25 protein-coding genes and 1 riboswitch are annotated in these 26,570 nt (G+C 67.4%); of the genes, 7 read left to right on the forward strand and 18 right to left on the reverse strand.

Annotation, left to right across the window (positions count from 1 at the left end; translation table 11 throughout):
* Positions 1-187: 187 nt before the first annotated feature.
* From D0C15_RS18960 to typA, 6 genes are all read right to left on the reverse strand, one after another.
* Positions 188-1,108: an ABC transporter permease gene (locus tag D0C15_RS18960; RefSeq protein WP_162830150.1), complete on the reverse strand. Its 921-nt coding sequence runs from the start codon at positions 1,106-1,108 to the stop codon at positions 188-190.
* A 1-nt stretch (position 1,109) separates the two neighbouring features.
* On the reverse strand, positions 1,110-2,126 hold the full coding sequence (locus D0C15_RS18965; protein ID WP_116047243.1) for an ABC transporter permease: 1,017 nt from the start codon (positions 2,124-2,126) through the stop codon (positions 1,110-1,112).
* Positions 2,127-2,300: 174 nt separating this feature from the next.
* The gene (locus tag D0C15_RS18970; RefSeq protein ID WP_116047245.1) at positions 2,301-4,070 is read right to left on the reverse strand and encodes an ABC transporter family substrate-binding protein; all 1,770 of its coding nucleotides are present in this window, start codon (positions 4,068-4,070) and stop codon (positions 2,301-2,303) included.
* A 325-nt stretch (positions 4,071-4,395) separates the two neighbouring features.
* Positions 4,396-6,168, reverse strand: coding sequence for an ABC transporter family substrate-binding protein (locus D0C15_RS18975; protein ID WP_116047247.1), 1,773 nt, complete (start codon positions 6,166-6,168; stop codon positions 4,396-4,398).
* A gap of 145 nt (positions 6,169-6,313) precedes the next feature.
* Positions 6,314-8,053 carry an ABC transporter family substrate-binding protein gene (locus tag D0C15_RS18980; RefSeq protein ID WP_425455405.1) on the reverse strand — a complete coding sequence of 580 codons (1,740 nt, stop codon included), beginning with the start codon at positions 8,051-8,053 and terminating at the stop codon, positions 6,314-6,316.
* A 193-nt stretch (positions 8,054-8,246) separates the two neighbouring features.
* Positions 8,247-10,190 carry a translational GTPase TypA gene (gene typA, locus D0C15_RS18985; protein WP_211323259.1) on the reverse strand — a complete coding sequence of 648 codons (1,944 nt, stop codon included), beginning with the start codon at positions 10,188-10,190 and terminating at the stop codon, positions 8,247-8,249.
* 203 nt (positions 10,191-10,393) lie between these two features.
* On the opposite strand from typA, the gene D0C15_RS34535 reads away from it, so the two are divergent.
* Positions 10,394-10,546 (forward strand): hypothetical protein, encoded by a 153-nt coding sequence (locus D0C15_RS34535; RefSeq protein ID WP_170161347.1) that lies wholly within the window; start codon positions 10,394-10,396, stop codon positions 10,544-10,546.
* 9 nt (positions 10,547-10,555) lie between these two features.
* Here the strand turns inward: D0C15_RS34535 and D0C15_RS18990 are convergent, their stop codons facing one another.
* Positions 10,556-10,855 carry a YciI family protein gene (locus tag D0C15_RS18990; protein ID WP_116047253.1) on the reverse strand — a complete coding sequence of 100 codons (300 nt, stop codon included), beginning with the start codon at positions 10,853-10,855 and terminating at the stop codon, positions 10,556-10,558.
* Positions 10,856-11,113: 258 nt separating this feature from the next.
* On the opposite strand from D0C15_RS18990, the gene trpS reads away from it, so the two are divergent.
* Positions 11,114-12,166, forward strand: coding sequence for a tryptophan--tRNA ligase (gene trpS / locus D0C15_RS18995; RefSeq protein WP_116047255.1), 1,053 nt, complete (start codon positions 11,114-11,116; stop codon positions 12,164-12,166).
* Here trpS and D0C15_RS19000 read toward each other — a convergent pair.
* From D0C15_RS19000 to D0C15_RS19010, 3 genes are read right to left on the reverse strand one after another with little or no spacing between them, the layout of a single operon-like run.
* Positions 12,140-12,544: a (deoxy)nucleoside triphosphate pyrophosphohydrolase gene (locus tag D0C15_RS19000; protein WP_170161348.1), complete on the reverse strand. Its 405-nt coding sequence runs from the start codon at positions 12,542-12,544 to the stop codon at positions 12,140-12,142. The two genes, trpS and D0C15_RS19000, sit on opposite strands and share 27 nt — an antisense overlap.
* 58 nt (positions 12,545-12,602) lie before the next feature.
* Positions 12,603-13,940, reverse strand: coding sequence for a sensor histidine kinase (locus D0C15_RS19005; protein WP_116047256.1), 1,338 nt, complete (start codon positions 13,938-13,940; stop codon positions 12,603-12,605).
* Positions 13,937-14,644: a response regulator transcription factor gene (locus tag D0C15_RS19010; RefSeq protein ID WP_245975994.1), complete on the reverse strand. Its 708-nt coding sequence runs from the start codon at positions 14,642-14,644 to the stop codon at positions 13,937-13,939. Before D0C15_RS19010 ends, D0C15_RS19005 begins: the two co-directional genes overlap by 4 nt.
* 206 nt (positions 14,645-14,850) lie before the next feature.
* Here D0C15_RS19010 and D0C15_RS19015 point away from each other — a divergent pair, with 206 nt between their 5' ends.
* From D0C15_RS19015 to D0C15_RS19025, 3 genes are all read left to right on the forward strand, one after another.
* Positions 14,851-15,894 carry a LolA family protein gene (locus D0C15_RS19015; RefSeq protein ID WP_116047261.1) on the forward strand — a complete coding sequence of 348 codons (1,044 nt, stop codon included), beginning with the start codon at positions 14,851-14,853 and terminating at the stop codon, positions 15,892-15,894.
* Positions 15,895-15,970: 76 nt separating this feature from the next.
* Positions 15,971-16,966, forward strand: coding sequence for an ABC transporter ATP-binding protein (locus tag D0C15_RS19020; protein WP_116047263.1), 996 nt, complete (start codon positions 15,971-15,973; stop codon positions 16,964-16,966).
* Positions 16,963-17,832 (forward strand): ABC transporter permease, encoded by an 870-nt coding sequence (locus tag D0C15_RS19025; protein WP_116047265.1) that lies wholly within the window; start codon positions 16,963-16,965, stop codon positions 17,830-17,832. Before D0C15_RS19020 ends, D0C15_RS19025 begins: the two co-directional genes overlap by 4 nt.
* Here D0C15_RS19025 and D0C15_RS19030 read toward each other — a convergent pair.
* Genes D0C15_RS19030 through D0C15_RS19040 form a run of 3 tightly spaced genes read right to left on the reverse strand, consistent with a single transcriptional unit; the run spans position 17,813 to position 21,524 of the window.
* Positions 17,813-18,853, reverse strand: a complete 1,041-nt coding sequence (locus D0C15_RS19030) for an ABC transporter ATP-binding protein (protein ID WP_116047267.1) — start codon at positions 18,851-18,853, stop codon at positions 17,813-17,815. The two genes, D0C15_RS19025 and D0C15_RS19030, sit on opposite strands and share 20 nt — an antisense overlap.
* Positions 18,853-20,484: an ABC transporter permease gene (locus D0C15_RS19035; protein ID WP_425455406.1), complete on the reverse strand. Its 1,632-nt coding sequence runs from the start codon at positions 20,482-20,484 to the stop codon at positions 18,853-18,855. The genes D0C15_RS19030 and D0C15_RS19035 overlap by 1 nt, the downstream gene beginning before the upstream one ends.
* Positions 20,463-21,524 carry a thiamine ABC transporter substrate-binding protein gene (locus D0C15_RS19040; protein ID WP_116047269.1) on the reverse strand — a complete coding sequence of 354 codons (1,062 nt, stop codon included), beginning with the start codon at positions 21,522-21,524 and terminating at the stop codon, positions 20,463-20,465. The genes D0C15_RS19035 and D0C15_RS19040 overlap by 22 nt, the downstream gene beginning before the upstream one ends.
* A 20-nt stretch (positions 21,525-21,544) precedes the next feature.
* Positions 21,545-21,656, reverse strand: a riboswitch (TPP riboswitch).
* Positions 21,657-21,688: 32 nt separating this feature from the next.
* Between D0C15_RS19040 and D0C15_RS19045 the strand changes: the two genes are divergently transcribed.
* A complete protein-coding gene (locus tag D0C15_RS19045) occupies positions 21,689-21,979 on the forward strand; it encodes a 4a-hydroxytetrahydrobiopterin dehydratase (protein WP_116047271.1) in 291 nt (96 codons plus the stop codon).
* A gap of 189 nt (positions 21,980-22,168) precedes the next feature.
* A complete protein-coding gene (locus D0C15_RS19050; protein ID WP_116047274.1) occupies positions 22,169-22,420 on the forward strand; it encodes a hypothetical protein in 252 nt (83 codons plus the stop codon).
* 327 nt (positions 22,421-22,747) lie between these two features.
* On the opposite strand, the gene D0C15_RS19055 is transcribed toward D0C15_RS19050, so the two are convergent.
* From D0C15_RS19055 to ychF, 5 genes are all read right to left on the reverse strand, one after another.
* Positions 22,748-23,593 carry a phosphoribosylaminoimidazolesuccinocarboxamide synthase gene (locus D0C15_RS19055; RefSeq protein ID WP_116047276.1) on the reverse strand — a complete coding sequence of 282 codons (846 nt, stop codon included), beginning with the start codon at positions 23,591-23,593 and terminating at the stop codon, positions 22,748-22,750.
* A gap of 197 nt (positions 23,594-23,790) precedes the next feature.
* Positions 23,791-24,150 (reverse strand): type IV toxin-antitoxin system AbiEi family antitoxin domain-containing protein, encoded by a 360-nt coding sequence (locus D0C15_RS19060; protein WP_116047279.1) that lies wholly within the window; start codon positions 24,148-24,150, stop codon positions 23,791-23,793.
* A 199-nt stretch (positions 24,151-24,349) separates the two neighbouring features.
* Positions 24,350-24,766, reverse strand: coding sequence for a type II toxin-antitoxin system death-on-curing family toxin (locus D0C15_RS19065; protein WP_116047281.1), 417 nt, complete (start codon positions 24,764-24,766; stop codon positions 24,350-24,352).
* Positions 24,763-24,966 (reverse strand): CopG family transcriptional regulator, encoded by a 204-nt coding sequence (locus D0C15_RS19070; protein WP_116047283.1) that lies wholly within the window; start codon positions 24,964-24,966, stop codon positions 24,763-24,765. The genes D0C15_RS19065 and D0C15_RS19070 overlap by 4 nt, the downstream gene beginning before the upstream one ends.
* Positions 24,967-25,487: 521 nt before the next feature.
* Positions 25,488-26,570: a redox-regulated ATPase YchF gene (gene ychF, locus D0C15_RS19075; RefSeq protein ID WP_116047285.1), complete on the reverse strand. Its 1,083-nt coding sequence runs from the start codon at positions 26,568-26,570 to the stop codon at positions 25,488-25,490.

Genomic DNA, 26,570 nt, shown 5'->3' on the forward strand with positions numbered 1-26,570 from the left:
CCCCCTGGAAGTCCTATGATCAAGTAAGTTCCAGTAAGTTACCATGTGAATACTGTGCGTGCCTAGCAGTCGTTCGCCGCGCCGGTCCTCGCAGATCCGGCGGGAGGCAGGGCCAGTGCAAGCAAACGGCCCGTGGTTGTTCCGACAACAACCACGGGCCGATAGCGCTCAGTACGCTACTTTCTTATCACTTCATGCGCTTCTGCCTGGGATCGAATGCGTCCCGCAGACCGTCACCGATGAAGTTGATCGACAGCGAGATCAGTACCAGCACCACGAACGGTCCCCAGAACAACCAGGGCCGAGAGCCAAGTTCGGCATAGTTCTCGAAGATGACCCGGCCCAGCGAGGTGTCCGGCAACTGGACACCGAGACCGATGAACGACAGCGCTGCCTCGGCCAGTACGGCCTGCGCGACCGTGAGCGTCGCGTTCACCGTGATGCTGCCGACCATGTTGGGCACCAGGTGCTTGAACACGATGCGGCCTGTGCCCGCCCCCGAAGCCCGTGCGGACTCGATGAACTCCCGCTGGGACAACGACATCGACTCGGCACGAGTGATCCTGGCGATCTGCATCCAGCCGAATGCCGCGAGCACCAATGCCACGACGTACCAGCTACCGCTGAACACCTTGACCAGGATCGCTGCAGCGGCGATCTGCGGCACGATCAGGAAGAGGTCGGTCAGCCGGGAGATCGCTGAATCAGTGATCCCCTGCAAGTAACCTGCGACCGCACCGAACACCACGCCGAGGGCGGTGGCCACGATCGACACAGTCAGCGCAATGATCAGTGAGTACTGGGTACCCCGCAGGACCTGCGAGACCATGTCCTTGCCGACCTGGGTGGTACCAAGAGGGTGATCGGCGCTCGGTTCGAGGAAACCGCCGACCGTCTCGGTGTAGCTGTACGGCCAGAAGATCGGCATGAGCGTGACGATCAGCACGATCAGCAGAAGCACCGCCGTGCTCGCCATGGCCAGCTTGTGCCGGAGAAACTTGCGCAGAACAAGCTGGCCCTGGCTCCGAGGCTTCGGAAAGTGCTCAGGTTCCTGGTCGCCAGGCCCCGCAGGGTGGTCTGTACTGGCGCCAGCGAGTAATGAATTGATGTCAGCCAACGCGAATCCTCGGGTCCAGGATGCCGTACAGAAGGTCGGCGATCAGATTGAAGGCGACCACAGTCGTCGCGACGAGGACCATCCAGCCCATCATGACGTTCGGGTCGTTCTTGTTCACCGCTTCCACGAGCAGCGTGCCCATACCGTTCCAGCTGAACACTCGTTCGGTGATGATCGCGCCGGTCAGCACCAGCGCGAAGTTCAGTGAGAACAGCGTCGTGACCGGAATCAGGGCGTTTCGGAACGCATGCCGGAAGACGACCCGCGAGGAGGAGAGGCCCTTCGCTCGTGCCGTGCGCACGTAGTCCGAGTTCAGCGTGTCCAACATCGACGCACGCTGGAACCGGCTGTAGGCGGCGAAACTGATCGCGGCGATGGAAAGCGTGGGCAGCAGGAACGCGCCTGTGTAGTCGACGACGAAGTCACCGAAGCCATCGAACTTCAGGTTCTCCGGACTCGTCGTCCGCAGCCAGGGGTTACCCAGCCAGTCGCTCAATCCGAGGTCACGGACCACGGCGTTCAGCTCGATCGCGTACTGCTTGAGCACGATCGCGACGCAGAAGATCGGCATCGAGAACATCAGGAAGGCCAGCGTCGTCGCCACGTAGTCCACGATGGAGTACTGCTTGACCGCGGCCAGCACGCCGACCACGACACCAAGGACAATCGCGACGAACTCGGCGCCGATGACCAGCTTGATGGTCACCTCGTAGGCGCTGATGACCTTGGGAAACACTTCCTCCCGGGCAGAGCCCTGCGCGATGGAAATTCCCCAGTCGCCGGTCAGAAAGCTACCGAGCCAGTCGAAGTATCTCGGCACCAGTGGCTTGTCGAGGCCCAGTTCGCTCGCCGTGGCCGCGATGGCCTCCGGGCTCACGCCGGGCAATGAGTACAGCTGCGCAAGTGGGTCGCCCGCGCCGGCGACCATCAGGAAAACGCCGAAGGTACCGATCAGCAAAATTGGAATTGAGATCGCCACACGGCGTAGTACGTACAAAACCAGATTCAACGGAGTGCTCCTCGTCCAGGCCGGAGCTGGATTTCACGCCCACGCCCGGTTGTCCACCGTAGTGGCGGTCGGCCCACGGTCAACAGCTACTTCCGGAGGGGATCGAAACCAGGCTGTTGGCCCGGTTCCGATCCCCTCCGGAACATTCAGTCAGCAGAAGCGGACAGGAAGTGACTACTCAGTCTTTTCCCACTCGCCGACGTTCCACAGCGCACCGTTGTACGACTGCATGTACACCCGGTCGATACCGCGGAAGGCCCACATGGACGGGGTCGCGAACAGCGGCACCGTCGCGTAGGACTCGGCGAGCGCGGCGTCGGCGGCCTGGTAGGCCTCCAGCGCGACCTGCTCATCCGTGGCCGACACGGCGGTTTCATAGGCAGCGTCGATGTCCGGGTTGGACAGACCCTGCCAGTTCTGGTTGCCTCCGGTGGTGTAGATCGCCTTGCTCTCGGCGTGGAACGGTGCCGAGGACCAGCCGAAGAGCGCGACGTCGTAGTCGCCCTTGTCGACGCGACCCTTCAGGAAGTTGGCGTCGGTGTCGTCCTTGACCTCGATGCCCGCTGCCTTCATCTGCGGAATGAGGATCTCCACGGTCTGGCTACGACGGGCGTTCTCGTTGTGCGAGATCTCGACCGACAGGCGCTTGCCGTCCTTGACGTAGATACCGTCCTCGCCCAGCTTCCAGCCGCCCTCCTCGAGGGTCTTCTTGGCTGCCTCGGCGCCCTGGTTGGTCTTGTCGCTGTAGACGTCCTTCGCGCCCGGCTCACCCTCGAAGAAGATGACGTTGTTCTTCGGCTCGGCATCGGCCTGGACCGGCTTGATCAGCTTGTCCACGATCTCCTGCCGGTTGATCGCCTGGAAGAACGCCTTGCGGGCGGCGTCGTCGGCGAAGATCCGGTTGAAGTTCAGGTCGAAGTGCTCATAGGTGAGCTGCGGGGCCGAACCGTAGACAACGCCCTGCGAGGACAGACCCTTGAGCGTCGAGGCAGCGGTGGCGTCCGGCTGGGTCGAAGCGGCGACGTCGATCTCGCCGTTCTGCAGCGCGGTGGCCATCGCCTTGGTGTCCGGGATCGCCCGGACGGTGATCTTGTCCGGACCACCCTTGGCGCCGATCCACTCGGGGTTGCGCTCCAGGACGATCTGCTCGGTGTTCGCGTCGAAGGACGCGATCTTGTACGGGCCCGAACCCGGCATGGTCTCGGCGTTGAAGCCGCCCCACTCCTTGGTCCAGAAGTCACCAGCGGCCTTGAGCTTGGCGGCGTCGCCACCCGGCTTCAGGGCGGTGATGTCCTCGACGCCTGCCTGCTTCTCCACGATGTGGGCGGGCAGCAGCATCTGGTCGCTGAACATGCCCTTGTAGTCCAGGTACGGCTCGCTGTACTTGGTCTCGAAGGTCAGGTCGTCCTTGCAGGTGACGTCCATGAGCTCGTAGCCGGTGGTCGAGGCCGAGGTGAAAGATTCGACCTTGCCACTGTGCGAGAGCCAGCCGAGGTAGAAGTCGTCGCAGTCCCAAGCCTCGCCGTCGGACCACTTGACGCCCGGCTTGATCTTGTACTCGACGACCTGCGGATCCTGGGAGGTGACCTCCACCGACTCCATCACGTCGGCGTTGAGCAGGACCTTGTTGTTGCCGTCCAGGACGAACGGGCCGGTGATCGCAGCGGTCAGCACGTAGTTGTTGTACGAGCTGTTCGCATCCGGCGTCTTGTTGTTGTACGCCGAGAAGCCGTCATCGATCGCGACAATGGCCTCGTCGAACGGCTCCGCCTCGGCCAGCTTGAACTGGTCGCCGTCCTGTGCCTTGCCCGTAGCCATGCTTTTGACATCGCTGGTCGAGCCGTTGTTCGAGTCGCCGCCGTCGTCGCCGCCACCACAAGCGCTCAGAACGAGCGCAGAGGCCGCGACGATCGATGCAGCGGAGACAACCTTGGATCTCCTCATGTACGTGTGCCCTCCTAGCACTGGGCCCTGACATCGGACCATGGACCCACAAGGCTCCGGTTAGATGAGCCGGAGCCTACGACACGCCAACCGACACTCATTTGGCGCACTGATCGAGCACGCTAGAAACCTTCAGCACTATCAGTCACCATTTCCAGCGCGATCGTGACCAAAGGGTGACATCTGGCTTGCTTCTGGAAATGCGCCGGTTACCTGCTGGAATCACCCAGACGCCTGACCGACCGAACGTTCAGGTCCCGATCACCCCAGCATGTCCGCTTCGGTAGCGTCGAACGCCACCGAAGCGGACATGGCACCGCCATTCCTAGCTCGTTTTCTCCCATTCCCCGAGGTTCCACATGGGGCCGTAGTAAGACTGCATGTAAACCCGGTCAATACCCCGGAATCCCCACATCGAGGGAGTCTGGAACAACGGAATCGAGGCGTACTGCTCGGCGAGCGCCTTGTCCGCCGCCTGGTAGGCCTGGATGGCCGCGGCCTCGTCAGTCGCCGACACGGCCGCCCCGAAGGACTTGTCGATCGTCGGATCCGCCAGTCCCTGCCAGTTCTGACTGCCGTCGGAGGTGTAGATCGGCTGTTGCGAGGACTTGAACGGGGTGGAGGACCAGCCGAACAAGGCGACGTCGTAGTCACCCTTGTCGACCCGGCCCTTCAGGAAGTTGGCGTCGGTGTCGTCCTTGACCTCGATACCGGCCGCCTTCGCCTGTGCGATGATGATCTCCACCGTCTGGCTGCGGCGGGCGTTGTCGTTATGCGAGATCTCGAACGACAGCCGTTTGCCGTCCTTGGCATAGATGCCGTCCGATCCCTTGGTCCAGCCACCGTCTTCCAGGGTCTTCATGGCCGCCTCGGCGCCCTGACCGGCCTTGTCGCCGTAGAGGTCGACGAAGCCTTCCTCGCCCGGGAAGAAGATGATGCTGTTCAGCGGGATCGCGTCGGCCTGGACCGGCTTGATCAACTTGTCCACGATCTCCTGCCGGCCGACCACCTGGAAGAACGCCTTGCGCGCGGCGTCGTCGGCGAAAATCCGGTCGTAGTTCAGATCGAGATGCTCGAACGAAAGGCGCGGGGCCGACCCGTACGTCACGCCCTGAGAGGACAGACTCTGCAACGTGGCCGCGGCGGTCGCGTCCGGCTGCACCGAGCCGATTACATCCACCTCGCCGTTCTGCAGGGCCGTCGCCATGGCCTTGGTGTCGGGGATCGCCCGCACGATGACCTTGTTCGGTCCGCCCTTCGCACCGGCCCACTCCGGGTTCTTCTCCAGCGTCACCTGGTCGGAGTTCTGGTCGAACGCGGTCAACATGTACGGACCCGAACCCGGCATCGTGGCCGGGTCGAAGGCCTTCCACTCATTGCTCCAGAACTCACCGGCGGTCTGCAACTGGCCGGCGTCGCCGCCCGGCTTCAAAGTCGTGATGTCGGCGATTCCGGTCTTCTGCTCCAGAATGTGCGCCGGCATGATCGCGGTCGGCTGGAACAGGTCCTTGTAGTCGAGGTACGGCTCGGCGTACTTCGTTTCGAACGTGAGGTCGTCCTTGCAGGTTCCGTCGGCGATCAACTCGTAGCCCGCCGTCTGCGCCGCGGTGAACGACTCGACCTTGGCGGTATGCGACAACCACGCGAGGTGGAAGTCGTCGCAGTCCCAGGCCTGCCCGTCCGACCACTTCACGTCCGGCTTGATCTTGTACTCGACGATCTGCGGATCCTGGGAGGTGACCTCCACCGACTCCATCACATCGCCGTTGAGCAGGACCTTGTTGTTGCCGTCGAGGACGAAGGCACCGGCCAGCACCGGGACGAGAACGAACGTGTTGTAGGACGTGTTCGTATCCGGGGTGTCGTTGTTGTACCCCGAATAGCCCTGGTCGATCGCCACAATGGCCTGGTCGAACGCGGCGGCCGCACCGACCTTGAACGTATCGCCCTGTTGCCCCTTGCTCGTCGCCATGCTCTTCACGTCGGTATCGATCCCGGCGCTCGAATCGCCGCCCTCGTCATCCCCTCCGCACGCGCTGAGCACCAAGGCCGAAACAGCCGCCAGCGACAAGACGGAGAATGCTCTGGATCTCCTCATGGACCTGTGCCCTCCTGACACCGAAAGAACACGCCAGAGATTGTGGCCTGGCGTGTTGCGGGGCAACGCTAGGAACTACCTGTGTGCCCGGTCACTCTTCTGGAGGCAATCGTGACCAAAGGGTGACGCACAGGTAGCGGACCTACTACTTGGCGCCGCGAGTCCAGTTGACCGCTGCTCCGAACGGACCAGCCAGCGGTGGTCCAGGTGCGACACCGATGACACCGTCTCCCACAGCCAGCGTGTCGGCCAGTTGGAAGAGTGGGATGACAACGTTCTGCCGCCAAAGTTCCGGTTCCAGCTCGGCGAGTGCCTCGGCGGGCTCGGTCGCACCGGTGAGCGCGGCCTCGATCGAGGGTTGCAGGCTTTCGACGCAGAACGCGGCCGGGTTCGCCGGCATGTCCGGGGCGTTCTCCGTCTGCTCTTCCCGGTCAAGCCCGCAACCGAACAGCGACGCCAGCGTGGAAGCGGGGTCACCACCGGTCGGTTGCGGCACCACGGCGATATCCACCCCGACATTGCCAGTGTTGGTCGCATTGCCCTGACCGGACTCCACGGGCATCGCGAGTTGGCTCGCGAACAGTTCCCGCGCGGGTGGGGTCACCAGCCGCACCTCCACCCCGGCTGCGACCAGCTGGCGCTGCAGTTCCTGGGCGATGGTGGTGTAGGGCCGCTCTTCCCGCGGCGCTGCCAGCACGACGGACAGTGTCTCACCGTCCCGGCTCCAGGTGCCGGCCTCGCGCTCGTAACCGGCCGCGGTGAGCAGTCGCTCCGCCTCGGTGGAGTTCGCCTCGGCGATGGGCGCTCCGTCGTCACCGGTCGGCAGTGTCGGGGTGTATGCGGGATCCGACGGGGGCGTCACCTGAGCGTCCGCCCGCAGTGTGGCCGAGGGGCCACCGTCGATCCCTTCCTCGATCAGCTTTGTCCTGTCGATGAGGGCGGCGATACCGGCCCTGACCTGGTCGTCGGTCAGGGCGCCGACCGGCCGAAGCAGCAACGAAGCCGTCCTGGGCCTGGCGATCCGATGCAGGTCGATCTCCTGCCCCAGTTCACCGAACAGGTTGAGGCCGGTGGCGTCGGTACGGGCTATCGCGAACTGGTCGTTGCCACTGCGCAGCGCCGCGGCCATCCCAGCCTGGTCCGCACTGCGCAGCACCAGCCGATCGACCGCCGCGGGCTTCTCCCAGTACCGCTCGTTGCGTTCCAGGATGATCTCGCCGCGACCCTTGTCCAGCGTCTTGATCGAGAACGGGCCACCGTAGGCTGGGAAGCTTTCGGCGAGGGCGCCCCGCCAGCCGCCGGGGGCGTCCTTGAGCAGGTGTGCGGGCAGCAGGTTGTCGAACAGCGTGCGCCAGCCCGGGTACGCCTCGGCGAAGGTGACCTCGACCCGCTTGCCACCCTCCCTGGACTCGATGCCGGAGATCAGCCGGTAACCCGCGGGCTGCACCACACCTGGCTCGGTGCGCATCGCATCGGCGAGATAGATGAAGTCCTCGGCGGCGATCGGCGCCCCATCCGACCAGGAGGCATCGGGACGGATCTCGTACGCGACCGTGAACGGGGATCGGCTGGTGACCTCGGCCGAGACCATCAACGTCTCGTCCAGAGCGAGGCTGCCGTCGTCCTCCGGCCGGAACACCGAAGGGAGCAACAGCTGTGACAGCGCCGAGGTCACGGTGGAACCGTCCGCGATGTTGTGCGGGTTGTACCCACCGCTGATGTCGTTCACGCCGACGACGATCTGCGACGCGGTCTCCTCCGGTGCGGGAGACGATTCGGCGACGGGGGTGGTCACCACCGGCGGAGGCGGAGCGTTGGTGCAGCCGGTAAGTGCGGCCAGACCCAGGGCAAGGCCCAGTCCCGCACGTGACAATCTCGTCCGCACCGAGTCGTCCCTCCTCGCCTCACTTGCCGGCGGGGACCCGTCCTGCTCCACGCGGATCTCCTGCCAGCGGTACCGAGAGTGCCAGACAGGCATACGCTCCGGCTTTCGGTACCGCTAACTGGCGGACGTTTCACACCCCGTCCAGGTTCCCTTCACCGTGAGTTCGCGCCTTGGGAGACCGCATCACAGCAGGTCAGGAAGCGTTGTCGCGGCTCTTCGCGCGCGAGCGCTCCTTGGCCCTGGTGTTGACGTCCAACGTCACCTTGCGCACCCGGACGACCTCGGGCGCCACCTCGACGCATTCGTCGACCGAGCAGAACTCCAGCGCCTCTTCCAGACCGAGCTTGCGCGGCCTGGCCAGCCGCTCCAGCTCGTCACCTGTGGAGGAACGCATGTTCGTGAGCTTCTTCTCCTTGGTGATGTTGATGTCGAGGTCCTCGGCGCGCGGGTTCTCCCCCACGACCATGCCCTCGTACACCTCGGCACCAGGCTCGACGAAGAAGGTGCCGCGGTCGGCGAGCTGGATCATCGCGTAGGCGGTGATCGGGCCCGACCGGTCGGCGACCAGCGAGCCGCTGTGCCTGGTGCGAATCTCGCCCGCCCAGGGGAAGTAGCCCTCGAACACGTGGTTCGCGATTCCGGTGCCGCGGGTCTCGGTGAGGAAGTCCGTGCGGAATCCGATCAGTCCGCGTGCGGGCAGGACGTACTCCAGCTTGATCCGGCCGGTGCCGTGCCCGCCCATGTGCCCCATCTTGCCCTTGCGGGCGGCGAGGAGCTGGGTGATCGCGCCGAGGTACTCCTCGGGCGAGTCGATGTAGAGGCGCTCGTACGGCTCGTGCAGCTTGCCGTCGATGGTCTTGGTGACCACCTGCGGCTTGCCGACGGTGAGCTCGAAGCCCTCCCGGCGCATCTGCTCGACGAGGATGGCCAGCGCCAGCTCACCTCGGCCCTGCACCTCCCAGGTGTCCGGGCGCTCGGTGGGCAGCACGCGGATGCTGACGTTACCGATGAGCTCCTGGTCGAGACGGGCCTTGACCAGCCGGGCGGTGACCTTGTCGCCGCCACCGCGGCCCGCGAGGGGCGAGGTGTTGACGCCGATGGTCATCGAGATCGCCGGCTCGTCCACGGTGATCCGCGGCAACGCCTCGGGGTCCTCCGGGTCGGCCAGCGTGTCGCCGATGGTGATGTCGGGGATACCCGCGATCGCCACGAGGTCGCCAGCGGAGGCCTCCTGAGCGGGCACGCGAGTGAGGGCCTCGGTGACCAGCAGCTCGGAGATGCGGACGGACTGGATCGTGCCGTCCTCCCGCATCCAGGCCACGTTCTGCCCCTTGCGCAGTTTGCCGGAGTGGATGCGGATGAGCGCGATGCGGCCGAGAAAGTTGGACGCGTCAAGGTTCGTCACCAGCGCGCGCAGCGGGCCTTCGGGATCGGCCACCGGCTCGGGGACGTGCTCGAGCAGGGTCTCGAACAGCGGGTCGAGGTTCTCGCTGTCGGGCTGGCCACCGTCGGCGGGCTGGGTCAGGCTCGCCCTGCCGTCGCGGGCCGCGGCGTAGACCACCGGCAGCGTCAGCAGCGCGTCGAGCGCGTCGTCGTCGATGCCCTCGATGTCACCCGCCAGGTCCAGCAGCAGGTCGTGGGTTTCGTCGACCACCTCGGAGATACGAGCGTCGGGACGGTCGACCTTGTTCACCACGAGCATCACCGGGAGGCTCGCCTCCAGTGCCTTACGCAGCACGAACCGTGTCTGCGGCAGCGGGCCCTCGCTGGCGTCCACCAGCAGCACGACACCGTCGACCATGGCCAGACCGCGCTCCACCTCGCCACCGAAGTCAGCGTGGCCAGGAGTGTCGATCACGTTGATCGTGATCGGGCCGTCAGCGGTCTGCCTGCGGATGGCCGTGTTCTTCGCGAGAATCGTGATGCCCTTTTCCCGCTCCAGCTCACCGGAGTCCATCACGCGGTCAACGAGTTCGGCCCGCTCCGCGAAGGCGCCGGACTGGCGGAGCATCGCGTCGACGAGCGTGGTCTTGCCGTGGTCGACGTGCGCCACGATCGCGACGTTGCGCAGATCGGGTCGGGTCCTGCCGGACGTCGACTCCTCGGCGCGTGCTGCGGTTACGCTGGCTGCGGGCACGAATGAGCTCCTGAGACTGGGTATCGGGTAGTCGATCGCGACAAGCACTTGAAGCCCGGTGACCGACTCTGGTCACACGCGATCTCGTACCAGGATACCTGGTGCCCGGCTGTGACGAGGCCCACGCCCAAAAGTCGGTTAGCCTCACCTAACGTGGGAACCCGTCCCGGACAGCGGGGAGACGCCTAGATCAGGAGTGTGGCGTGGGTAAGAAGCACGACGGCGACGACCCACAGGCAGTGGTGCGCAAACTGGTCAAGTCCGGCAAGGTCAAGAAGAAGTGCTGCAAGTCGAAGCCGCGCTGCAAGAAATGTCCGGTGCTCGCCCTGAAGAAGGCGAAGGCCAAGGCGGCCTGATCTGCGCCGCTAGTGCGCGACCGCCTCGTTGAGGGCGTGCAGTTCGTGGGCCGTTCTGGTCGCCACGAACTCGATCACCTCGTAGTGCACCAGGTGCCCCACCACGAACGGATCCGTGGCGAGGATGGCGTCCAGCTTGCCCCGTGACATCGGCTTGGCGATGATCACCCCGCCGGTCCGCGGCTCGCGCCTGCCCGAGGCCAGGAAGTTGCCGCGCTCGTACTGTTTCGCCAGCCACTCCGCGTGATCTGGCAGAACCAGGTCGATCTCCTCGACGGGCGCGATATGAGTCAGCAGTACGACGAACATGCCCTATACCATAAACCTTCTGCGCCTGGATTCGGGCCTCGAGAACAACACGATCGCTCATCAACGGCCAGCGATTCATCGCCGGGACCGCCCGCGGCTACACTCCGACCCGTGCACACCTGTCTCGCCCAGTGGTGGCCGCCAGCAGGCGGCAACCGAACTGTGCACTGACACAACAGATGGCCGCCCAGGAGGGCGGCCGTCTCGGTAGCGAAACGAAGCCCTTTCCCGGGCGGCACGACCAGGGAAAGGCATTCGATGACCAGGCTCTCCGGCATCACCCCGTCCGGCCGTGTTCAGCTCGGGAACTACCTCGGCGCGATCCGGCACTGGGCTGAGCGGTCGTCTGAGAACGGCGACCTGCGCGCCCACGGTGATCCGAGTTCTCGGACAAGCCCCGGCAACGGCGACGATCTGTACTTCGTCTCGGACCTGCACGCGATGACGACGCCACACAACCCCGCTCGACTGCGCTCACTCACCGCGGAACAACTGGCGGTGCTGATCGCCGCCGGAATCCCGGTGGACTCGGTCTTCGTTCAGTCGGATCTGACCCGGGAACTGGGCGCGCTCGCCTGGATCCTGGAATGCACCTGCACGTACGGGGAAGCGGCCCGGATGATCCAGTTCAAGGAGAAGGCTCGGGCCAAATCGAGCAAAGGGCGGACGGGCGCACGGCTGAGCCTGCTCACATACCCGGTGCTGATGGCCGCCGACATCCTGCTGCAGGGCGCTTCGGAGGTACCGGTCGGCGAGGACCAGCGCCAGCACGTCGAACTGGCCAGGGCACTGGCCAGGAGGTTCAACGCCACCTACGGGGAGGTCTTCACGGTCCCCCGCGCGGTTCTGCCGCCGGTCGCGGCGCGGGTACGGGACCTGAGCGACCCTTCGCGCAAGATGTCGAAATCCGCCCACGACTCGGCGGGCGTCGTCTTCGTGCTCGACGAACCCGATCTGGTCCGCCGCAAGATCCGCCGCGCGATCACCGACGGCGGCACCGCGACCGAGACGATCGGTGTCTCCAGCGATCCGGCTCACGCCGGGGTGACGAACCTGGTCGAGATCCTCGCCGCCTGCACTGCCACCGCGCCGGAAACCGCGGCGGACGGGATCGGCTCGTACCGGGAACTCAAGGAGACGGTGACCGAAGCCGTGCTCGAAACCCTGCGACCGGTGCGCGAGTCCGCGCTGGCCCTGCTCGCCGATCCCGCCGAACTCGGCAGGGTGCGCAAGGGCGGAGCGGTACGCGCTGCGGAACGGGGCGAGCACCGGCTGAACGCCGCGCTACGACTGGCCGGCGCCGGCCAGTAGCGCGCCAAGATCGGGAAGTAACACCCGGTCGGCCGGTAGCCACTCCACGGTGTCCAGTTCGGCGGCGGTGAGCCAGCGCAGTGCCCGGTGCTCCACCGGATGCGGCTCACCGTCGCCGGCCATCTCGGCCGCGTAGATCCGCAGCACGGAGCCCCCTGGCAGGTCGACCTCCGGCCCGACCCGGCTGCCCACCCGCACGGTCACGCCGAGTTCCTCCGCGCACTCCCTGCGCAGCGCGAGCGCATCGGACTCACCGGGTTCGACCCGCCCGCCTGGCAGTTCCCACAGACCCGCGGCCTCGGCCGGGTAGGAACGTTGCTGAGCGAGCACCGAACCGGAGCGCACGATCGCGGCTCCGACGATCACACGAGTCGTCACGAGCACGGCACCCTACCTGGGCCCGGCGACCAGCACTTCGACGCCGAACACAGAATGCTCAGACCCGCACGGCCGGCCAGATCACCTGGAACCGGGCGCCACCTTCCGGGGACTCACCGACCACCACCCTGCCGCCCCTTCGCCGTACCGCCTCCGCGACCATCGCCAGCCCCAACCCGGCACCACCGGACGAACGGGCTCGGTCGTCGCCGACCCGATAGAAGCGGTCGAAGACGCGGTCGCGATGCTCCGGCGGGATTCCGGGGCCGTCGTCGTCGACCACGACCCGAACCGTGGAGCGGGAGGCGAGCACCGAGAGCACGATCTGGCCCTCGGCGTAGCGGCAGGCGTTGCGCAGCAGGTTGTTCAGCACCAGCTCGACCTCCGCATGGGTGGCCCGAGCCCACGCGCGGGGCACCACACCGCTGACTCGTGCGTCCGGCGAGCCCTGCGGAAGCCTGGCCACGGCAGCATGCGCCTCGGAGATCAACTCCACCGGCTCGGCAGGCGGCAGCTCACCCGCATCGGCCCGAGCCAGTGCGAGCAGCCCGTCGAGCAGGGCGGACAGCCGTTCGGACTCCTCCAGGATGTCGGCCAGCGTCTCCTGCGCCAGTTCCGGATCCGGCGCCGCGACAGCCACCTCTGCCTGCACCCGGATCGACGCGACCGGCGAGCGCAGCTCGTGCGCCGCGTCCCCGGTGAACCGGCGCAGCCGCTCGCTCACCTCCTCGTGCCTGGCGAGCAAGCCGTTGAAATCCACCGCCAGTGCGCGCAACTCGTCGCGCGCCTCGGGCACCGGCAACCGCCCTCCCTGTGGCAGTCCGCGCACCGATCGCCGCATCCGGCCGACCGGCCGCAGCGCCGAGCCGACACCGAACCAGGTGGCCAGCCCCGCGGCCAGGGCACTGACCAACGCGACCAGCAACAGCCAGCGCGAGCCGTCGACGACAGCCGTGGTGAACCCCACCAGCGGCGTTCCGGCGATCACCAACCGCGGTGCGCCGTCCGGCGCGGGTACGACCTCGCCACGCCACCGCCAGCTGACACCCTCAGCGGATTCACTGTGCGCGGGAAGACCCGACTTCAGATTCCGGACAGCGTCCTCGCCGAGATCGGTGGGCGGCCCACCGTCCAGGGGCGTTCCGGCGGTGTCGACCACTCGCACCAGTGCCGAAGCGATCTCGGCAGGCTGCGCGCCCGCCGAGATCGCGGCCGTGGCGGGTGCCAGGGCGGCGTCGAGTTCCTCGTCCACCGAGTCGACGAGCAGGGGTCCGAGCAGTTTCCCGGCCAGCAGCGCGAGCCCGACCAGGAAACCAAGGGTGATCGTGGCCGCGATCAGGGTGATCCGGAACCGGAGGCTCCGGCCGCGCCACCACTGGCGTGGCGAGCGGGTCACCCTGCCCCGGTCCCGGTGGCCGCGGTGTTGTCGGAAGCGAGGTAACCGTGTCCCCGGACGGTGCGCAGCAGCGCACCCGCACCTGCCGCGTCGAGCTTGCGCCGGACGTAACCCACGTACACCTCGACGACGTTGCGGGTAGCGGCCTGTTCGTCGCCCCAGACCGCCCGCAGCAGCTCGTCCTTGGTCACCACGGTGCCGGCCCTGCCGACCAGCACCTCCAACAGCGCGAACTCGCGGGGGCTCAGCGCTATCCGCTCTTCGCGCCACCGGACGTCCCTGGTCGCCCTGTCCACGACGAGCCCACCGAGGCGTAGCGGCCCGCGGACGCCTTTCACCGCCGCCCTGCGCAGTACCGCGCGGACCTGCGCGACCAGCACCACGAACGAGAACGGCTTCACCAGATATCCGTCGGCGCCGAGGTCGAGTCCGTCGGCCTGGTCCACCTCGCCGTCCTTGGCGGAGATCAGCAGCACCGGGGTGCTGATCCCGTCGGCGCGCAGGTGCTGCAGGACGCGGTACCCGGAGAGGCCGGGCAGCATGATGTCGAGCAGCAGCACGTCGAACGAGCCGGTGCGCGCCAGTCGCAGCGCCGTTGGTCCGTCCGCGGCGGTGACGACGTCCATGCCCTCCGAGCGCAGGCCGCGATCCAGCGCCTTACGCACTCCGGGCTCGTCGTCCACGACGAGTACTCGAGGTTTCACGTTCTCAGCATGCCGTCTCCGCCGTTTTCGCGCGCCCACTCTCAGCGCACTCTCAGCCCCGCCCGGCCCCCGACCTCGCACTTTCCCGGGAAAGTGCGAGGTTCGGCGCGGGCGCCGCGGCGTTCTCAGGGTCATCTCAGGACGAGGGGAGCAGCCTCAGAGGTGGGAAACACGCACACTGGTTGCGTCGACACAGGGAGAGAATCGTGAATCCGAAGAAGAGAGCGATCACCGTGGCCGTAGCGGGGACGGCCGCAGGAGCCCTCGGGCTCGGCCTGATCGCGATGCCCGCGGGGGCGGGCGACGATCCGCAGCTTCCCGCCATCACCGCCGAGGAACTCGTCGAGTCCACGCTGCGGGCGGAAACGCCTGAGCTGGCGGGCACGGTCGAGGTGGACAACGGTCTCGGCATTCCTTCGGTACCGGGGGTACCCGCGCTGGACCTCGACTCGGCGAAGGTCTTCAGCGACGGCGAGGGACGCAGCAAGCTCATGCTGCGACAGGGCAACAGTGACCACACGATCGTGCAGGACGGGGCGACGATCTGGTCCTACGACTCCGCGGACAACGCCGCGACGCGGATGCGGCTCGCAAAGGATGGACAGCGTCCCGAGTCCGCGCGGCAGAGCGCCGATCCGGCCGCGATCGCCGCGGAAGTACTCGGCGCGATCCGGGAGAGCAGCACGGTTTCCGTCGACGGGACAGCCACGGTCGCGGGCCGCGCCGCCTACGAGCTCGTGCTCACTCCCAACCCCGACGAGCGCACGCTGCTGCGCGAGGTTCGCGTCGCGGTGGACTCGGGTACACGGCTGCCGCTGCGCCTCGATGTCATGGTCAACGGCACGACCGAGCCAGTGCTCGGCGTCGGCTTCAGCGAGATCACCTTCGGCGACCAGCCGGAGGAGCTGTTCCGCTTCACCCCGCCACCGGGCGCGACCGTGACCGAGAAGAGCACCGGGACCGATCCGGAGCAGCGGCGTGCCGCAGGCGCGGCAGCGGAGAACACCCGATTCGTCGGCGACGGCTGGGACACGGTGCTCGTGACCGAACTCCCGGCAGGCGTCACCGAGTCCGAGGCAGGGGAAACCGACGTGCGCGGCCTCCTCGACCAGATCGGCAGGCCGGTCTCCGGTCCGTTCGGCAGCGGCCACGTGATCAGCACGAACGCTGTCACCGCGCTGGTCACCGCGGACGGCAGGGTCGCCGCGGGTGCGGTTCCGGAGCAGGTGCTCATGGAGGCATTGACGTAATGAGCGACCGGCACCGTGACCGAGTCGGGTACGGCACTGAGCGATGTGCGGCCCGCCTGCGAATGAGGCAAGAGACATGAGCACCACCCTCGGCACTCCGGGCGCGGGCGTTCTCCAGGGGGAGACGCCCGCGTCCGGGGTCGCACCAGGCGCACTCGCCGCCCGAACCAGGGGCCTGCGCAAGACCTACGGCGAGACGGTCGCGGTCGACAACGTCGACCTCGACGTCCCGACCGGCGCGGTCCTCGGCATGCTCGGCCCTAACGGTTCGGGCAAGACGACCACCATCCGAATGCTGCTCGGCCTCGTGCGCCCCACCGGCGGCGAGGTCGAACTCCTCGGACACTCGATGCCCGATGGTGCGGGCAAGGCGCTGCCGGAGGTGGGCGCGCTGGTGGAGGGGCCAGGATTCCATCCGTTCCTGTCCGGCAGGGAGAACCTGCTCCGGCTCGGGGCCGCCGAACCGGGACTCTCGGGCACCGGCATCGCCGACGCGGTGAGCACGGCCCTGGAGCGCGTGGGGCTCAGCGAGGCCGCCCACCGTCGTTACCGCGGCTACTCACTCGGCATGAAACAACGACTCGGACTGGCCGGTGCGCTGCTCGCCCCGCGCAGGATGGTCGTGCTCGACGAACCGACCAACGGCCTCGACCCGGCGGGCACTCGGGAGGTACGGCGGATCATCGCCGAGCTGCACACTGCGGGCGTCACCGTTCTGGTCTCCTCACACCTGCTCGCCGAGGTGGAGGCCACCTGCACGCACGTGGCTGTGCTGAACGCAGGAAGCGTGGTCGCCCAGGGCGAGCTCGGTGAGCTGCTGGAGTCCGGCTCCCCCGCCCTGCTTGTGTCCACACCGGACGGCGAGGATGCGGTGAACGCACTGCGGGAGAAGAGGATCCCCAGCCGCTTGACCCCTGCGGGCGTGCGGGTGGACCTGAGCGCCACCACCGCGCCCGAGGTGCTCGCGGCGCTCGTGCACGCCGAAGTTCCGGTGTACGAGGCGAATCGGGCCCGGACCGGGCTCGAGGACCTGTTCGCCAGGCTGACACAGAACGGCGAGGAGCAGCCATGACTCAGAGGGTTTCGGAGAGCGCGCCGCCTTCCAGGACGACGGTTCCGCTGGTCCGGCTGCTGCGCGCGGAGCTGCGCTGGGTGTTCCGCAGGCCGCGCACGCTGATCGTGCTCGGGCTGATCGCGGCACTGCCGATCGCGATCGGTGTCGGGCTGACACTGGTCGACTCGTCCGGGCCCGGTCCGAACAGCGACCGCGAAGGTGCGGCGCTGCTCGCCGCCGCGGCAGGTAACGCGTTCGTGCTGCCCATCGCGGCACTCACGTTCAGCATGGGACTACTGCTGCCGTTGGCGGCCGCCATGGCAGGCGGGGACGCAATCGCGGGCGAACTGTCACACGGCACGCTGCGCGGCTGGATGCTGGCACCGGTGAGCCGCGGCAGGTTGCTCGTGGTGAAGGCCTTCGGTGTCGCGGTGGTGACGTTGACGGCGGTGGCCGCACTGGCGACGACAGGTGTGCTGACCGGCCTGGTGATCAACGGCACGGATGCCCTTTTCACCCTGTCCGGGACCAGCCTTTCCCTGCTGGACACGCTCGGCAGGGTCGCGGTGGCCGTGGGCTGGGTGAGCTTGCACGTCTGGGCGATCGGGGCAGTCGCACTGGCGATCTCCGCGTGTACGGAACACCCCATGCTCGTGGTGGCATCGGTGCTGGGCGGGACCGTCGTCTTCTCGGTACTCGGCCTGCTCGAGGCACTGAGCTGGCTGCACCCGTTCCTGCTCACCGAGTCTTACCCGGCGCTCGCCGACATCCTGCGTGACCCGATACCCGGCGCCGAACTGTCCGAGGGCGCGCTGCGTGCGGCCTGCTACGTCGTCATCGGACTCTCGCTGGCCTACGCCAGGATCACGACGCGGGACGGCTGAGCACCGCGACTCCGTCCGGGTCCAGCGCGAGCCGGACGTGGTCACCGCCGCGCAGGTCGGCGGCAACGGGGGCGATGGCGTCCAACGTGTCCACAGTGTCCATACCGGACACGTTCAGCGGTCGTACGCGCAGCCGCGCGTGGTCGCGGCGGTGCACGCTCGACAACACCTCCGCGGGCACGCCGGTATCGCGCACCCGGACCCCGGACGGGCGCAGCCCGAGGCGCACCGGTCCGTCGGGGTGACCGGCGAGCGGCACCTCGCCGAGCGCCGAGCGGGCGATGCCACCACTGACCTCCGCGTCCAGCACCGTGGTGACGCCGAGGAACCGGGCCACGCCCTCGTCGACCGGCCGCGTCCACACCTCGTGCACACTGCCCACCTGGCGAATGCGGCCACCGTCCAGCACCGCGACGCGGTCGGCGAGCGTGAACGCCTCCTCCTGGTCGTGCGTGACCAGCAGCGTGGTGATCTTCGCGGTGCGCAGCAGGTCGGCGAGGTCGATGGCGAGCTGTTCCCGCAGCCCGGCGTCGAGCCCGGACAGCGGCTCGTCCAGCAGCAGCAGGCGCGGCTCCGGCGCCAGGGCCCTGGCCAGCGCGACACGCTGAGCCTCACCACCGGACAGGCCGGTCACCCGCCTGCGCTCGTAGCCGGAAAGACCCACCAGCCCGAGGAGTTCGGTGGTCCGGCTGGCCCGCCGTTCGGCGGCGACGCCGTGCATCCGCAGCCCGAAGGCGATGTTCCCGGCGACGTCTCGGTGCGGGAACAACTGGCCGTCCTGGAACACCAGGCCGAAGCCACGCCGGTGCACCGGGACCGCCGAGAGGTCGGCGCCGTCCCACCGGACCGCGCCCGCCGTCAACGGCTCCAGACCGGTGATCGCGCGCAGCAGCGTGGATTTGCCGGACCCCGAGGGGCCAAGCAGGGCGAGCACCTCGGCGTCGGCGATCTCCAGCCGCACGTCCTCGACGGCGGTGAAGGCGCCGTACCGCACGGTCGCCCCGTCAACGAGCAGCGACATCAGAACTCCCCCAGTGTCGAACCGGCTCGCAACCGGTCGATGACCGCCACGACGAGCGCGGTGACCACCATCAGCATTGCGCAGGCCGCGTAGGCCATCTGGTTGTTGAGGATCCCCGGCCTGCTGATCAGCGTGGCGATGGCGACCGGCAGTGTCGGCGCGTCCGGCCTGGCCAGAAAGCTGGTCGCGCCGAACTCGCCGAGCGCGACGACGTATCCGAACGCCGCGGCGGCCACGACCGACCTGGCCGTGAGCGGCAGGTCGATCTCCCGCCACACCCGGAGTGGGCGCGCGCCGAGCGTGGCAGCGGCCTGGCGCAACCGTTCGTCCACCGAACGCAGGACGGGTAGCACCATCCGAACTATGAGCGGAATGATCACCAGCGCCTGCGCGAACGGGACCAGCAGCGGCGAGGTGCGCAGATCCCCTGGCAGCGCGTCGAGGCTGATCAGATACCCGAACCCGACCGTCACCGCGGAGACCCCGAGCGGGAGCATCAGTGCCGCGTCCAGCGTCTCCCCGGCGGCTCTGGCCGACCTGGCCGGGGTGCGGCGCAGCGAGACGAGCACCACGCAGGCCAGCAGGCCGACGGTCATCGCGAGCACGGTGGCGTCGGATGCGGTGCGCAACGAGTTCAGCGTGGCGTCCCAGCCGGAGACCGCGAGCGCACCGTTCTCGCCGGTGCCCGAGAGGGCGCGGTACCCGTCAAGACTCCAGCCCTCCGGACCGCTCACGGATCTCAGCAGTAGCGCGACGATGGGTGTCAGCAGCAGTACGAGAACGACCACGCCCGCGCCTGCCGCCCACCGTTCGGCACCCTCCGGTCTGCGCGCGGTCTCGACCCTGGCCCGCAGGCGAACCGCGCTCTCCCTGCGCTTGCGGGCCATCGCCCCAACGACCAGCGCGGCCACCACGGCGGCGAACTGGACCAGGGAGAGCGCCGCCGCACCGGAGAGGTCGAGCAGGTTGACCGTGCGCAGGTAGATCTCGGTCTCCAGGGTCCGGTACCTGGAACCGCCGAGCATCAGCACGACACCGAAGCTGGTGGCACTGAAGAGAAAGACCACGGCGGCCGAGGAGGTGAGCGCCGGAACCAGCGCGGGCAGGGTGACCGTGCGGAACGCCCGCCACGGCGAGGCACCCAGTGCCCGGGCCGCGTCCTCGGTCCGGCGATCGGTATGCGCCCACAGACCGGCGACCGTGCGGGCGACCACGGCCACGTTGAAGAACGCGTTCGCGAGCACGATCGAGAAGACCCCGCCGTCCGGGATCAGCGCGCGAAACGCGAGCCCGACCACCACCGTCGGGAGGACGAACGGAACGAGGATCAGGATGCGGACGGCGGCGACGCCGCGCAGCCGCACCCTGGCCAACAGGAACGCCACCGGCATCCCGGCGACGACCGCGACCGCGGTGGAGGCGGCGGCCTGCGCGACGGTGAAACCGGCCAACTCCCAGGTCTGCGCCTCGGCGAGGGTCTCCGCGACACCGCCGCTGGAGAAGCCGAGTCCGACGATGGCGACCACCGGCCAGGCGAAGAAGACGGCCAGAAATCCGACCGGGAGCAGGGCCAGCAGCGCAAGGCCCGCGACACGCCGCCGAGTGCCGGTCAGATACCCAGCGCGCGCCACTGTTCGATCCAGCCTTCCCGGCCCGCTTCTACCCGCTCACCGGGCAGCGCGGCGGGATCCTGCGGCAGCGGGGCCACCTCGGCCCAGCCGGCAGGCAGGTCGACGCCCTCCCGGGCCGGGTAGACGTACATGTTCTCCGCGACCGTCGCCTGGAACTGCTGGGACAGCAGGAAGTCGATGACCCGTCCTGCTTCCTCCTTCTGATCGCTGCCCTCGAGGACGCCGGCGTACTCCACCTGCCGATAACAGGTGTCGAGCAGTGCGCTCGTGCGTGGCTTGCCGTCCTCGCCGATCTCGGCGGCGGGTGAGGAGGCGTAGGAGACCACGATCGGCCGTGGCCCCGCACCGGACGAGCCGGAGAACTCCTGCGTGTACGCCTCGGTCCAGCCGCTGACGGACTTGACGCCGTTGTCCTTGAGTTCGGCCCAGTACTTCTGCCAGCCGTCCGCGCCGTACTCGGTAACGGTCGCCAGCAGGAACGCGAGCCCCGGCGACGAGGTGGCGGGGTTCTCCACGACGAGCAGGTCGCGATAGCGCGGGTCAGTGAGGTCCTCGAAGGTCTCCGGTTCCGGAATGTCCTGCTCGGCGAACCAGGTGGTGTCGATGTTCACGCAGACGTCGCCGAGGTCGACGGCGGAGAGCCGGTGTTCGGAGTCGATCGCATAGCGCTGTGGGCCGCGGTCGGCCTCGGGGCTGGTGTACGAAGCGAAGACGCCTTCGGCCAGCGCGCGCGAGGCGAACGTCGAGTCGACGCCATAGGCCACGTCGGCGATCGGGTTGGCCTTCGTGAGTACGAGCTTGTTGGTCAACTCGCCCGCGTCGCCCTCCTGGCGGACGACGAGGTCGATGCCGGACTGCTGCTCGAAGGCCTCGAGCACCTCCGGCGGGACAGCCCAGGACTGGTGCGTCACCAGGGTGACCTTGGTCGGCCCCCCTGGCTGCTCGTCGTCCCCGGCGAACAACGTACAGCCAGTGGCGAGCACTCCGGTGAGTGCGACCGCGACGGCGGCACGTGTCCTGCGCAGCGAGGTGTGAATCATGACGCTCCTTGTTCCCGCCGAGGCCAAGGAGGGGGCCCTCCCTGCGCCGGCATGATCCGGATCAGGTGCGAACGGTCGCGGGCTGGCGCCCGCCTCTCAGCCCGGCACTGCCGGACTCCCGTGGCGAATGTGCAGCGTACCTGTGTAGGTACCACCATGGGGACATGGCCGAATTACTGAGCGAGGACGCGATCAACGAAGCGCTCGAGCACCTCCCCGAATGGACGCGGGAGGGGGAAGTACTGGAACGCACCGCGAAGCTCGACAGCTTCCCGCAGGCGATCCAGGTGGTGAATCGCATCGCCGAGATCGCCGAGAACGAAAACCACCACCCCGACATCGACATCCGTTGGCGCACCTTGATCTTTCGGTTGAGCACCCACTCCGAGGGTGGCCTCACCGGCAAGGACACGGCGATGGCCGCGGAGATCGACGGAGTCATCTCCGCCGTGTGATCTCGCCGACCCGAGGCAACACTGCTAGGGGGCTCACGCGTTTCGCGTATGGGAGACACGCGAGGAGGGAGCGCTATGAGCGACCGGCACTGTGAGCGAGTCGGGTACGGCACTGAGCGATGTGCAGCCCGCTGGCGAGTGAGGCAAGAGGCGAGCAACAGTGTGCACAGGGGGCACCGATCGAGTGCGGTGGCCGTTCAGCGGGTTACCTCGTTCGTGGCGGCAGCGGGCATGGTGCTCGCGGTGCTGCTCGGATCGGTACCGCAGGCGGCAGCGTCACCTGCGGATCAGCAGCGCGAACGCGCCGCCGTGCAGCAGAGCGGCGAGACGCAGGCGTTCGTCGTCGGCGGCCTCGCCTTCGTGCTGATGGTCGGTGCCGCGGGGGCGGTGCTGTGGTTCACCGCGAAGGGCCGCAACCACTCGAGCCACGGACACAACTGATCGCACTTTCCCGGGAAAGCGCGGGTCCCCGATTCGCACTTTCCCGGGAAAGCGCTCGCAGGAAAACTCTCGTCCCAGGTCACCGGCCTTGCCCCTCGCACTTTCCCGGGAAAGTGCGAGGAAGGTGATCTTGATCACAAGTGGCCGGGGATGCTAACGACGGTCATGATCGTGGCGTTGTTTCCGTCGACAGACCTCGACGACCTGCAGGGAACCCGCCGCCATGAACCGCACCGCACCCGCTCTCACCCCCATCCAACAGGCCTGGGTCGCGGTCCTCGCGGCGACCGTGACACTCGTGCTGGTGTTCCTGCTGGGCGCCGTGGCCTAGTCGGTGCTCGGCTGCCAGGTGTTGCCGGTGATCCGCTCGTAGACCTCGGCGTAGCGCTGCCTGGTCGCCTGGACGATCTCCTCCGGCACCTCCGGGCCCGGCGCGGTCTTGTCCCAACCGGTGCCTGCCGCCCAGTCGCGCACGTACTGCTTGTCGAAGGCGTACTGCGGACGGCCGGGCTCCCACTGGTCCGCGGGCCAGAAGCGGGAGGAATCGGAAGTCAGCACCTCGTCGCCCAGATTGAGCACGCCGTCGGCGTCCCGGCCGAACTCGAACTTCGTGTCGGCGACGATGATGCCCTTGCTCGCGGCGTGCTCCGCGCCCCTGCTGTAGATCTCCAGGGTGAGGTCCCGCAGCCGCTCCGCCGTCTCCCGGCCCTCCTGGTCGACGACGTCCTGGAAGGTGATGAACTCGTCGTGCCCGGTGTCGGATTCCTTCGTCGTCGGCGTGAAGATCGGCTCGGGCAGCCTGCTCCCCTCGACCAGCCCGGGCGGGAGCGCGACGCCGGACACTGTGCCGTACTTCTGGTACTCGCGAAGGCCGAGACCGGCCAGATAGCCGCGGGCGATGCATTCGACCTTGACCATCTCGAGCTGCTTGCACCGGATCGCCCGCCCGGCGAAGTCCGCGGGCACGTCAGTGGCCGACAGGAGGTGGTTGGGCACGACGCCGGCGAACTGCTCGAACCACCACACGGACAGCTGCGTCAGGAGCGCGCCCTTGTCCGGGATCGGTGTCGGCAGGGAGACGTCGTAGACCGAGACCCGATCCGACGCCACGAGCAGGATGTCGCCCCTGTCCTCGTAAAGGTCGCGCACCTTGCCCGCGTGGATGTGCTTCATCGCCCGCCCTCCATCATGTCCTCGCCGCGCTCAACGTGACCTCGCTACCAGCGCGAACGTTCGCCTGAAGCCGCACTGTAACCAGCGGGACGGCACGCCGGTGCCTCGGGTGGGAGTCGCCCGTGAGCAGCAGCCGAGCGAGTAGGGAAACGTAACGCCCCAGGCGCTGCCTGCCGTGGTCGCGCGGGAAACAGGTGTCATAGAAGAACCTCCAAGGCATGACGCAGCGCGGGCGCACCCTTGCGGAACTGGGTGGCCATCCGCAGCAGGGTTGATGGTTGTCCACCCCTGCGCAGCCAGCGGCGCAGCGCCTCGTTACCCATTTCTGGCCCCTCGTGTTCACGGAACCGGAAGGCGTCGATGATCGACCGTTCAGGGTTGTAGGTCCCGATGCTCGTCGCCTCATCCAGGTCAATGACTCCCCTGCCGATGTCGAAAGTGTCTGGATCGAACTGATGCCAGGCAACGGGGGCTGCGGTGTCAGCAGGGCGGGTTCCGCGCGGCAACGCGACGTCAAGCTGTGCGGGTATGTCGTCGATCAGGTCGTGCCGCGCCAACGCGGTACGCAGGCAGAGTGTGGCGCGAGGTCGTTGAGCCGCGATCTCGATTAGATCCTCGTCGCCAGCTGCACCGGCCTTGCGTTCGCCTATGCAGCCCAATGAGCAGCAGCCGAGCGAGCCTCAGAGCAGCCCGTCCGTATCGACGGGACCCGTTGCGGGCTCTGCGCTGACTGCCCCTGGGCCCGAACGCGCCAGACTAGACGTTGAAGCGGAACTCGACCGGGTTCCGTGGTTGGGCAACTTCAGCGCGAGTCCACCCAGAAAGGCATTCGGCGACTTCCCGGTAGGCCATCGCCCCGGTTGTTGTCGCGATCACCAGGTCATACGCGTCGTCCTCCGGCGCCTCCAGATCTACGTCATTGAGACCGTAGAAGACGAAGACCGCCATCCAGCCCAGCCGCTTGTTACCGTCGACGAGGGAATGATTGCGGACGATCGATTCCAGGAGAACCGCGGCTTTCTCATGCAGGCTCGGATAAGCGTCCTGCCCCATCAGCGAAAACTGTGGCCGGTGCACCGCCGCGTCGAGCAAACCCAGGTCCCGCACTCGGGAAACACCCAGATCGGTCGCAAGAGTGAGCAAGTCGTCCAGCGTCAGGTACTCGATCTTCACTGCGCCAGCCGGTCGAGCAACGACGCGTACCGTTCGCGACCATCCCGCGACAGGGCACGAACCCGATCGTCACGGACCGAGCGGGCAGCGGCCTCGGTGATCGCCCGCACAACCGCTTCGTGCTTGCTCACTCCTTCGGCCTCGGCGAGCATGGCGAGGGCACGCTCCTGCTCCGCGTTCAACCTCAACGTCATCGCCATGAGCCCATGATACCACTTCGGTATCATGATCGATCGCGAGAACCGGACCCGCGTGAACGCGCTCCGCCAGTGCACGGCCGGGGTCGGCGAGGAGCTAAGGAACACGCGACGGACCGCGTTCGTGACTTGTCAATGCCAACTGCCATGCTTATGTCGTGCCCGAGGATGCCCCGCAGAAGACGGACAACCGCCATTCGCTGAGCCGATTCGGCTCGTCGGTGGGCATGTCAGCGCCCCGGTCTCGATTGATGCCGTGTTGCGCGATGCCGTGTTGCGCGAGGACCTGCTAGGGATCGACCTCGTCGCCCGAGTCCCGAAAGGGATCCCCAAACACGAGTGGTCGCTTGACCTCGGCGATGCCCTCCACAACCTCCGAAGCGCGTTCGATGCTGTGGCCTGGGGCATGGCGCACTTCAACGACGTCACCGCCGTTTGGTCGCTGCGTGTGAGACTCGGCCGTCTGCCACCCGGCAGCAATACGAATCCGTGCGCCACACGAATCACTTCTTGCCGCTGCCAGATCAGACGTTGAAGCGGAACTCCACCACGTCGCCGTCGTGCATGACGTAGTCCTTGCCCTCGATTCGCACCTTGCCCGCGGACTTGGCGGTCGCCATCGAACCCGCCTCGATCAGGTCGTCGTAGGAGACCACCTCGGCCTTGATGAAGCCGCGCTCGAAGTCGGTGTGGATGACGCCGGCGGCCTGTGGCGCCGTCGCGCCCTTCGACACGGTCCACGCGCGGGCCTCCTTCGGGCCCGCCGTGAGGTACGTCTGCAGTCCGAGGGTGTGGAATCCGGCCCTGGCCAGCGCGTGCAGGCCCGGCTCCTCCTGCCCGACGGACTCCAGCAGCTCGCGGACCGACTCCTCGTCGTCCAGTTCCAGCAGCTCGGACTCGACCTTGGCGTCGAGGAAGACGGCATCGGCGGGGGCGACCATCTTGACCAGCTCCGCGCGGCGAGCCTCGTCGGTCAGCACGCCCTCGTCGGCGTTGAACACGTACAGGAACGGCTTGGTGGTGAGCAGACTCAGCTCGCGCAGCACCTCGCCGTCGATCTCCTTCTGTGCGGAGAACAGCGTCCGGCCCTCGTCCAGAATCTCCTTGGCCCGCTGGGCGTTCTCCAGCGCGGGCCGGTTCTCCTTCTTGGTCCTGGCTTCCTTCTCCATCCGCGGCAGCGCCTTCTCCAGCGTCTGCAGGTCGGCCAGGATGAGCTCGGTGTTGATCGTCTCGATGTCGGACATCGGATCGATCCGGCCGTCGACGTGCACCACGTCCGGGTCGTCGAAGACCCGGATCACCTGGCAGATCGCGTTGGCCTCGCGGATGTTCGCCAGGAACTTGTTACCGAGCCCGGCCCCCTCGGAAGCACCTTTGACAATGCCCGCGATGTCCACGAAGGACACGACGGCGGGCACGGTCTTGGCCGACGCGAACAGCTCGGCGAGCTTGTCGAGGCGAGGATCCGGCAGTGGGACCACACCTACGTTGGGCTCGATCGTGGCGAACGGGTAGTTCGCCGCGAGGGCGTCGTTCCGGGTCAGCGCGTTGAACAACGTGGACTTGCCGACATTGGGCAGGCCGACGATACCGAGGGTGAGGCTCAC

This window comes from Amycolatopsis palatopharyngis, from assembly GCF_003385185.1.
GTDB lineage: Bacteria > Actinomycetota > Actinomycetes > Mycobacteriales > Pseudonocardiaceae > Amycolatopsis > Amycolatopsis palatopharyngis.